At 63.3% G+C, this 9,156-nt stretch carries 10 protein-coding genes; 5 read left to right on the top strand and 5 right to left on the bottom strand.

Annotated features, from left to right (window positions below; all coding sequences use genetic code 11):
* The 3 genes from QZ213_RS19425 to QZ213_RS19415 form a co-directional block, all read left to right on the top strand.
* On the top strand, nt 1–844 hold an 844-nt coding region (locus tag QZ213_RS19425), incomplete at its 5' end, for an MFS transporter (protein ID WP_291687718.1).
* 27 nt (nt 845–871) lie between these two features.
* Nucleotides 872–1,234 carry a nuclear transport factor 2 family protein gene (locus tag QZ213_RS19420; RefSeq protein WP_291687717.1) on the top strand — a complete coding sequence of 121 codons (363 nt, stop codon included), beginning with the start codon at nt 872–874 and terminating at the stop codon, nt 1,232–1,234.
* Between the two features lie 91 nt (nt 1,235–1,325).
* Nucleotides 1,326–2,555 (top strand): MFS transporter, encoded by a 1,230-nt coding sequence (locus QZ213_RS19415; RefSeq protein WP_291687716.1) that lies wholly within the window; start codon nt 1,326–1,328, stop codon nt 2,553–2,555.
* An 80-nt stretch (nt 2,556–2,635) separates the two neighbouring features.
* On the opposite strand, the gene QZ213_RS19410 is transcribed toward QZ213_RS19415, so the two are convergent.
* Both QZ213_RS19410 and QZ213_RS19405 read right to left on the bottom strand, forming a co-directional pair.
* Nucleotides 2,636–3,130, bottom strand: coding sequence for a VOC family protein (locus QZ213_RS19410; RefSeq protein ID WP_291687715.1), 495 nt, complete (start codon nt 3,128–3,130; stop codon nt 2,636–2,638).
* Nucleotides 3,131–3,172: 42 nt separating this feature from the next.
* Nucleotides 3,173–3,718 carry a carboxymuconolactone decarboxylase family protein gene (locus tag QZ213_RS19405; RefSeq protein WP_291687714.1) on the bottom strand — a complete coding sequence of 182 codons (546 nt, stop codon included), beginning with the start codon at nt 3,716–3,718 and terminating at the stop codon, nt 3,173–3,175.
* A 194-nt stretch (nt 3,719–3,912) separates the two neighbouring features.
* Between QZ213_RS19405 and QZ213_RS19400 the strand changes: the two genes are divergently transcribed.
* The gene (locus tag QZ213_RS19400) at nt 3,913–5,097 is read left to right on the top strand and encodes an acyl-CoA dehydrogenase family protein (RefSeq protein WP_291687713.1); all 1,185 of its coding nucleotides are present in this window, start codon (nt 3,913–3,915) and stop codon (nt 5,095–5,097) included.
* A 130-nt stretch (nt 5,098–5,227) separates the two neighbouring features.
* The gene (locus QZ213_RS19395) at nt 5,228–6,367 is read left to right on the top strand and encodes an acyl-CoA dehydrogenase family protein (RefSeq protein ID WP_291687712.1); all 1,140 of its coding nucleotides are present in this window, start codon (nt 5,228–5,230) and stop codon (nt 6,365–6,367) included.
* A 115-nt stretch (nt 6,368–6,482) separates the two neighbouring features.
* On the opposite strand, the gene QZ213_RS19390 is transcribed toward QZ213_RS19395, so the two are convergent.
* From QZ213_RS19390 to QZ213_RS19380, 3 genes are all read right to left on the bottom strand, one after another.
* On the bottom strand, nt 6,483–7,520 hold the full coding sequence (locus tag QZ213_RS19390; RefSeq protein ID WP_291687711.1) for an amino acid ABC transporter substrate-binding protein: 1,038 nt from the start codon (nt 7,518–7,520) through the stop codon (nt 6,483–6,485).
* A 60-nt stretch (nt 7,521–7,580) separates the two neighbouring features.
* On the bottom strand, nt 7,581–8,174 hold the full coding sequence (locus tag QZ213_RS19385) for a L,D-transpeptidase (RefSeq protein WP_291687710.1): 594 nt from the start codon (nt 8,172–8,174) through the stop codon (nt 7,581–7,583).
* Nucleotides 8,175–8,497: 323 nt separating this feature from the next.
* Entirely contained in the window at nt 8,498–9,064 is a 567-nt protein-coding gene (locus tag QZ213_RS19380; protein ID WP_291687709.1) for a thioredoxin family protein, read from the bottom strand.
* Between the last annotated feature and the right edge of the window lie 92 nt (nt 9,065–9,156).

Raw genomic sequence — 9,156 nt, 5'->3', positions numbered from 1 at the left:
CGACGGCGCCAGCGCGGCGTTCCGCCCCAAGGCCGTGTCGTGGGTGATGGCCGGCGGGGTGTTCGCCGGCGTGCTCGGCCCGCAGCTCGTGCAGTGGACTATGGATATCTGGCCGCCTTATCTGTTCGCCTTCTCCTTCGTGGTGCAGGCGGTTGTGGCGCTGGTCGCGATGCTGGTGCTCTCCGGCGTCGATGCGCCAAAACCCGCACCGGCGGATTTGCACGGCGGCCGGCCGCTGTTCGAGATCGTCCGCCAGCCGCGCTTCATCGCCGCGGCCCTCTGCGGCATCGTTTCCTATCCGATGATGAATCTTGTGATGACGTCGGCGCCATTGGCGATGAAGATCTGCGGGCTTTCCGTCAGCGATTCCAATTTTGGCATCCAGTGGCATATCGTGGCGATGTACGGGCCGAGCTTCTTCACGGGATCGCTGATTGCGCGCTTCGGCGCGCCGAAGGTAGTCGCGACCGGCCTGATCCTCGAGGCCGCCGCCGCGACGATTGGACTGAATGGCATCAGCGCGCTGCATTTCTGGGCCACGCTGATCGTGCTTGGAATGGGGTGGAATCTCAGCTTCGTCGGGGCGTCGGCGCTGGTTCTGGAGACGCATCGGCCGCAGGAGCGCAACAAGGTGCAAGCCTTCAATGATTTCCTGGTGTTCGGCATGATGGCGATCGGCTCGTTTTCCTCCGGCCAGCTGCTGGCAAATTACGGCTGGTCGGCGGTCAACATGGTGGTGTATCCGCCGGTATTGCTCGGGCTGACGGTGCTGGCCTTTGCGTCGTTCGCGCGCCGGCGGCGGGCGAGGTTGCAGGAATTGTCCGAATTTCCCGATCCCATGTGACCGGTTGCCCGTCATTCTGGAGGAGCTATGCCGACGCGAGAACGCCTCAATGAATTCATCGCCGTCGTGGAGGCAGGCGATCACGCCGGCGCCATCGAGCGCTATTACACCGAGGATGCCAGCATGCAGGAGAACGCCGCGCCGCCGCGCGTCGGCCGCGACGTGCTGGTCGCCCATGAGCGGGCCGCGCTGGCGCGGATGTCGCATGTCCATTCCAAGGCGATGTCCTCGGTGGTCGAGGGCGACCGCGTCGTCATTCACTGGAACTTCGTGCTGACCGAGAAATCCGGACAGGTGCGCCGGTTCGACGAGGTCGCTCTGCAGGAGTGGCGCGGCGACAGGATTTTTCGCGAGCGCTTTTTCTACGACCCGTCCACTATCAAGGTCTGACACCTCGGTCTGTGTCGAAGCATTGCGCCTGCCGGGCGGATAATTGTAATCGTCTTGCCCGGCCACGACGGCGGCCGCGTCGAAGAGACAGATGTTGGAATCTTCCACTCACACGGCCATCGACGAAACCTCCGCCCGTTATGACGGCTGGCGAATCGTTGCGGTCTGCTTCCTGGTCGCGACGTTCGGCTGGGGCCTCGGCTTCTACGGCCAGAGCGTCTATCTCGCCGAGCTGCATCGCCTGCACGGCTGGCCGGCCTCGCTGATCTCGTCGGGGACGACGTTCTTTTATCTATTCGGCGCGGTGCTGGTCGCCTTCGTCAGCGAGGCAATCCGGGCGTTCGGCCCGCGCAACTGCCTGCTCGCCGGTATCCTGGCGATGGCCGGGGCGGCGATCATGATGGGGCACGTGACCTCGCCTTGGCAGCTTTATCTGGCCGATGCGCTGCTGGCGTTCGGCTGGGCCGGCACCAGCCTCGGCGTCATCACCAATACGCTCGGTCTCTGGTTCGACAGGAAGCGCGGCATGGCGATCAGCCTCGCGCTCAATGGCGCGAGTTTTGGCGGCATCATCGGCGTGCCGCTGTTGGTGATGGCGATCGGGCATTTCGGGTTTCCCGGCGCCATGATCGCGGCGGCGGGCACGATGCTGGTGCTGATGATCCCCATTGTCCTGATCTTTGTCGGGCGGCCGCCCGAGCCTGTGAGCTGCGCCGCGGGAACGGCAACCGCGGAGGCGCCTTCTGCCGCGGGCATCCGCGCCCAGGCGCTGCGCGACGTCGGATTCCTGACGGTGTCGATCGCCTTTGCACTGGTGCTGTTTGCGCAGGTCGGCTTCATCGTTCACCTGATTTCGTTCCTCGATCCTGTGATCGGCCGACGCAGTGCGGCGACCGCGGTCGCGCTGTTGACGGCGATGGCGGTGGTCGGCCGCGTGCTGTTCTCGACCGTGATCGACCGGCTCAACCAGCGGCTGGCCTCGGCGATCTCCTTCGCCAGCCAGGCGCTGGCCCTGGTGGTGATCATCCACTCACGCAGCGAAATCGTGCTGATCGCGGCCTGCGGGCTGTTCGGCTTCTCGGTCGGCAATCTCATCACGCTGCCGTCTTTGATCGTGCAGCGCGAGTTCGATGCCCGCTCGTTCGGCGTGCTGATCAGCCTGATCACGGCGATCAACCAGGTCACCTATGCGTTCGGCCCCGGGGTCATCGGCCTGTTGCGCGATGCTTCGGGAAGCTACGCCCTGCCGTTTTACGGCTGCATCGGGCTGGAGCTGACGGCGGCGGTGTTGATCATGGTGCGTGGGCGGAAGACCGTGTAGCCCGGATGGAGCGCAGCGAAATCCGGGCCGGTGCCCGTTGATCCCGGATTACGCTGCGCTCCATCCGGGCTACAATCTTCTCACGCCTCCCGCTGCCGCAACAGATCCTCTAGATCGAGACGATGCGTGAACATCGCCAGCGATCCGTCCTCCTTGCGCGGCCATTGCTCCTTCGGCCGGTCCCAATACAGTTCGACGCCGTTTTCGTCCGGGTCACGCAAATAAAGCGCTTCGCTAACGCCATGATCGCTGGCACCGTCGAGCGGGATGCCGGCCTGGATCAGCCGGTGCAACGCGTCCGCCAGCGCCGGCCGCGTCGGATAAAGGATCGCGGTGTGAAACAGCCCCGTGGTTCCGGGCGGCGGCGGATGGCCGCCCTTGCTCTCCCAGGTGTTGAGCCCGATGTGGTGATGATAGCCGCCTGCCGAAATGAACGCCGCGCCCGAACTCAGGCGCTGCGTGATCTCAAAACCGAGTACGCCGCAATAGAACGCCAGTGCGCGATCGAGATCGGCCACCTTGAGATGGACATGTCCGATCCGCGTGCCGGCGATGATGGGTGGATTGTCGGGCATCTGCTCTCTCCGTTTACTTACCTGCCCCTGCAAAGAACGGGCTCACGCCAGTTCGGAAACCTCTCCGGTCGGCAGCTCGAATTCAAACGTGTTCAATGTCATCGACACCATGGTGTAGTAGCCGCACAGGCCGATGATCTCCACCAGCCCGCGCTCGGTCAGCACTTTCACCGCCTCGTCGTACAACGCCTTGGATAGCCCGTGGCCCTCGTGCAGCGATTTGGACACGTCGTAGATCATCCGTCCCTTCGGTTCGTCGAAACGCGGGGTGCGGCGATCCCTGATCGCGTCGATGACGTCAGGATCCATGCCGCCTTTCAGCGCCAGCCGCTTGTGGGCATACCATTCGTAATGCGAGGTCCAGTGACGCGCGGTGACCAGGATCGCGATCTCCGACAATTTGGCTGGAAACATCGTATCGAACCGCAGGACGGCGCCGAGGCGGGTGGCGTGCCGCGCCATCTCGGGGCTGTTGAGCCAGGCCATCATCGGCGCCGGCGGGGCGCCGCGCTTGCCGGCGATCGACTCGTCATACGTCCGTTTCTGGTCTTCGTTCATTTCGCCAGGCGAAAGCAACTTCAGCCGCATCTCGGTTTCCCCTTGTTCTTCAATCATTATCGGCCTTGCGCATACACCCGATCGGCGATCAAGACCACAGCCGCGGCCGCATGGCGTTGGCCAGAGATATATTGAATTCCGCAAGGCGATGGCTAAGGTCGATTCAGAAATGATGCATCGATCGCCGGCCGCCAGCCGGCTGCAATCGCACAATGGAAGCGCCGATGTCCGATCTGGAAAAATTTCGCCGCGAAACCCGCGTTTGGCTGGAAGCCAATTGTCCGCCGGAGATGCGGCGTCCGATGACCTCGGAAGCGGATACGTTCTGGGGCGGCCGCAATACCAAATTCTCTTCCGAGCCGCAGCAGGTGTGGTTCGAGCGGATGCGGGACAAGGGCTGGACCGTACCGCATTGGCCGAAGGAGTACGGCGGCGGCGGTCTCGACGCGGAAGAGGCAAAAATCGTGCGCCAGGAGATGGCTGTTATCGGCGCGCGACAGCCGCTGACTTCGTTCGGCATTTCCATGCTCGGGCCGGCGCTGCTGAAATACGGCACCGAGCTGCAGAAAAAGCAGCATCTGCCCAAGATCACCGCCGGACTGATCCGCTGGTGCCAGGGCTATTCCGAGCCGAATGCCGGCTCCGACCTCGCCTCGCTGCAGACCCGCGCCGAAAGCGACGGCGAGGATTTTGTCATAACCGGCCAGAAAATCTGGACGTCTTACGCCAACTACGCCGACTGGATCTTCTGTCTCGTCCGCACCGACGCATCGGCCAAGAAGCATGACGGCATCAGTTTTATCCTGTTCGACATGGCCTCGAAGGGCGTCTCGACCAAGCCGATCCTGCTGATTTCAGGCTATTCGCCGTTCTGCGAAACCTTCTTCGACAATGTGCGGGTGCCGAAGGCAAATGTGGTCGGCACCGTCAATCGCGGTTGGGACGTGGCCAAATATCTGCTGCAGCACGAGCGTGCGATGATCTCGGGCATGGGCGAGCGCGGCGTCGGCCGTCCGCTCGGCCAGGTCGCCGCCGACTCCGTCGGCACCGACGAGCAGGGGCGGCTGGAAGATCCGATGCTGCGCGGCCAGATCGCGACCTTCGAGATCGACGAGGCGGCGCTGGCCTGCGCCGCCGAACGCGCGGTCGATCTGGCCAAGGCGGGGCAGGCGCATCCGGCGTTTTCCTCGGCGATGAAATATTACGGTACCGAGCTGAACAAGCGCCGCTACGAGATCCTGATGTCGGCGGGTGGCGTCGACGCGCTGGAATGGGAAAGCGAGCGGTCCAAAGGCGGCGCCCGCGCGCGCGCCTGGCTGCGCACCAAGGCCAACTCGATCGAGGGCGGCACATCCGAGGTGATGCTCGGCATCGTGGCGAAACGGATCCTCGATCTGCCGGGGGCGTGAAACGCTAACCCGTCATTCCGGGATGGTCCGAAGGACCAGACCCGGAATCTCGAGATTCCGGGTTCGAGTCTTCGACGCACCCCGGAATGACAATGCCAACAAGAAACACTTCTGAACCGGAACCCCTCAAATGGCCCTCGTCCTTAGCGAAGAACAGTCGATGCTGCGCGACAGCGCGCGCGGTCTCATCAGCGACAAGGCGCCGGTATCGCATCTGCGGCAGCTGCGCGATGCGAAGGACGCAACAGGCTTTTCCCGCGAACTCTGGAAGAATTTCGCCGATATGGGATTTTCCGGCCTGCTGGTGCCGGAGGAGTTCGGCGGTAGCGGACTCGGCTGCGTCGAGGCTGGCGTGGTGATGGAGGAAATCGGCCGCACCTTGGTGCCGTCGCCGTTTCTCGCAACCGCCGTGCTGGCGGCGTCCGCGCTGTCGCGCGGCGGCAGCGCCGCGCAGAAATCCCAGCACCTGCCGAAGATCTCGGACGGTTCGCTGCTCGCCGCGCTCGCCATCGACGAGGGCGCAAAACATCGTCCGTTGCAGACGAAGCTGCAGGCAGTGCGTTCCGGCAACGGTTTCAGGCTCACCGGCGACAAGGCCTTCGTGGTCGACGGGCACACCGCCGATCTCGTGATCGTCGCGGCCCGCACCGCGGGCGCGGCCGGCGAGCGCGACGGGTTGACGCTGTTTCTGGTCGACCCGAAGACTAAGGGCATTGAGACCGAACGCACCGCGATGGTGGATTCGCACAACGCCGCCCGAATCAAATTCGGCAATGTCGAGGTCGACGCCGATGGCGTGCTCGGCGAGGTCGATCAGGGTTTTGCGCTTTTGGAAGGCGTGCTCAATATCGGCCGCGGCGCAGCCGCCTCGGAAATGGTGGGCTTGAGCGAAGAAGTGTTCGGCCGCACCGTGAATTATCTCAAGGAGCGCAAGCAGTTCGGAAAACTGATCGGCGAGTTCCAGGCGCTGCAGCACCGGGCGGCCCAGCTCTATATCGAGATCGAGATCACCCGCGCCGCGGTGCTCAAGGCGCTGCAGACGCTGGATGGGGATTTTGCCAACGCCGGCGCGGCGGTCGCGGTGGCGAAGGCCCGCGCCGGATCGACCGCGACACTGGCCGTTCAGGAAGGCGTGCAGATGCACGGCGGCATGGGCATGACCGACCAGTTCGACATCGGATTCTTCATGAAGCGCGCGCGGGTGTGCCAGGAATTGTTCGGCGACAGCAATTTCCACGCGGATCAATTGGCGCGGATGAAGAGTTATTGAGCTTTGTCATTCCGGGGCGCGCGAAAGCGCGAACTCCGATGTGCGATTCACATCGGAGAATCTCGAGATTCCGGGTTCAGCCCTGTGGGCTGCCCCGGAATGACGGCTGGGGCCGTTACCGTATCGGCGGCGCGTACTGGATGCCGCCGGCGCTCCAGAGCTGGTTGAGGCCGCGCGGAATCTTCAGCTTCGATCCCGAGCCGACATTGCGCTCATAGACCTCGCCGTAATTGCCGACGTGGCGGATGATGCGCGCGGCCCAGTCCTTGGTCAGCCCGAGGTCCTCGCCGTAGGTGCCTTCGGTGCCGACCAGCCGCATCACGTCGGGCTTCTGCGACTTCAGCGCCTCGTCGATGTTCTTCGAAGTGACGCCGAGCTCTTCGGCGTTGATCATTGCGTACAGCGTCCATTTCACCAGCATCATCCAGTCGTCGTCGCGCTGCCGCACCACCGGCGCCAGCGGCTCCTTGGAGATGACGTCGGCCAGGATGACGTGGTCGTCCGGCTTCGACAGGTTCAACCGCAGCGCATAGAGCTGGGAGACGTCTGCCGTAAACGTGTCGCACTGGCCGGAATCATAGGCCTTGATGACGTCCTCCAGCTTGGCGAATTTCTTCTCCTCATACTTCATGTTGTTGGCGCGGAAATAGTCGGCGAGGTTGAGCTGCGTCGTGGTTTCCGACTGCACGCACACCTTGCTGCCGTTCAGCTCCAGCGCCGAATCGATGTTGCGCGCCCGCGGCAGCATGAAGCCTTCACCGTCATAATAGGCGACCGCCGGAAAATAGAGGTCGTAATTGGTCTCGCGCGCCATGCTCCAGGTCGAATTGCGCGACAGGATATCCACCTTGCGGTTCTGCAATTCCTTGAAGCGCTCGCTGGCTTCCAGCGGCACGAACTTCGCCTTGGCCGGATCGTCGAAGATGGCGGCCGCGACCGCGCGGCAGAAGTCGACATCGAAGCCGCTCCAGTTGCCCTTGTCGTCGGGGATCGAGAAGCCCGGCAGCCCCTTGTTGACGCCGCACAGCACCTCGCCGCGCCGCAGCGTTCGCTTCAATGTCCGCGTGTCATATCGTTCATAGGTGACGGCGACGGCCGCGACCGCGACTGCGACCGCCAGGCCGATCAGGAGCCCGCCTCGGAATGTGCGCATGGTCTTGTCTTTCGCAATAATCGGAAAAAATGGATCGGCGGTGAGGAACGGTCGCCGCGGCTACAATGCCGGCTCCTGCCGCACGATGACCTTGGTGCCGACGGGAACGCGATCGTAGAGATCGGCGACGTCGGCATTGACCAGCCGGAAGCAGCCGGACGAGACCTTGGTGCCGATCGTGTCCGGCCGGTTGGTGCCGTGGATGCGGTACACGGTGGTGCCGAGATACATCGCACGGGCGCCAAGCGGATTGCCCGGCCCGCCGGCCATGAAGCGCGGCAGATAGGGCTGGCGCGCGATCATCTCGGGCGGCGGGGTCCAGTCGGGCCACTCCGATTTGCGCGTAATGCTCAGAAGGCCCTGCCACTGGAAGCCGTCGCGGCCGACGCCGATGCCGTAGCGGATCGCGCGACCGCCCGGCTGGATCAAATAGAGATGACGCTCCGCAGTCGAGATGATGATGGTGCCCGGCGCCTCGGTGGAGCGGTAGTACACGACCTGCTTGCGGAATTCCGGATCCAGTTCGATCGAATCATCGGCCAGCAATCCCGGCTGGTCGCCGACATCGGGCTGCTGGGCATGGCCGAGCGAGACCGAAAGCATCAGGCCGACAGCGGCGCTCATCATCCAGATCAGGTGCCGAAATCTTGTCATCTAGGGGACTCCCGGTCGCGCGGTCGTTGAATTGCCCGATGCGCATCATCGTTTCGCCAAATCGCTGGAACCATCAAATCTCAGGGACGGCGCAATGGCAAGCAATCCGGATATGTCGCTGGAACTGCTTCGATTTTGTCGGCGCTCCGATGTGTCCCAAAAGCCTCACTTCCGCGCCAAACCTCGCGCCGGGTCCGCAAGCCAATGCGTCTCGGTCGCCGCAGCTGGCGAGTCCGATCGAGGAGGCGGGAGACACGATGTGAGATGGCATCGTGAAAGCGCACTGCGCCCGGATCAACCGGGCGCAGTTCGAAAAGCATGGCTCAGCTGCTGGCGTTCAGCAGCCGTGCGATGGTCCGGTCGATCTGCTCGTACTGCCCTTCGCCGTCATGCTGGAACACGATCTTTCCGCTTTGATCGATGATGTATTGCGCCGGCCAATACTGGTTACCGTAGGCATTCCACGTTTGGGAATTGTTGTCCTGCGCGACCGGATAGGTGATGCCATGCCGTTTCAGCGCGGCCTGCACGTTGGAGGCCGACTTTTCGAACGGGAATTCCGGGGTGTGAACGCCGACCACGACCAGGCCGCGGTCTTTGTATTTTGCATAGAGCTCGGTGACATGGGGCAGCGTGTTGACGCAGTTGACGCAGCCATAGGTCCAGAAATCAACCAGCACCACCTTGCCGCGCAGATCGCCGATCTTGAGCGGCGCGGAATTGAGCCAGTTGCTGATGCCGGCAAAGTTCGGGGCCGTGCTCTCAACGGCTGCAACCGCGAGCGGAGCCGCCTGGTCCTGCTTAAGCTCGCCGCTGATGCCGGGATCGGCTGCGCCGAGCAGGGAAAGGGCGAGGACAGAGGTCGCAGTGACGAGCGAACGTTGCGTCATGGAAGTCTCCTTGCGTTGCGGATTGTTTACAGGCCGATCTGGCCCTGCGGATAGAATGCGGTCAGCCACGCCACGATGACCGTGTCGTACTG

The organism is Bradyrhizobium sp., from assembly GCF_017881085.1.
Lineage (GTDB): Bacteria > Pseudomonadota > Alphaproteobacteria > Rhizobiales > Xanthobacteraceae > Bradyrhizobium.
This window is presented reverse-complemented; position numbering and strand designations above follow the sequence as displayed.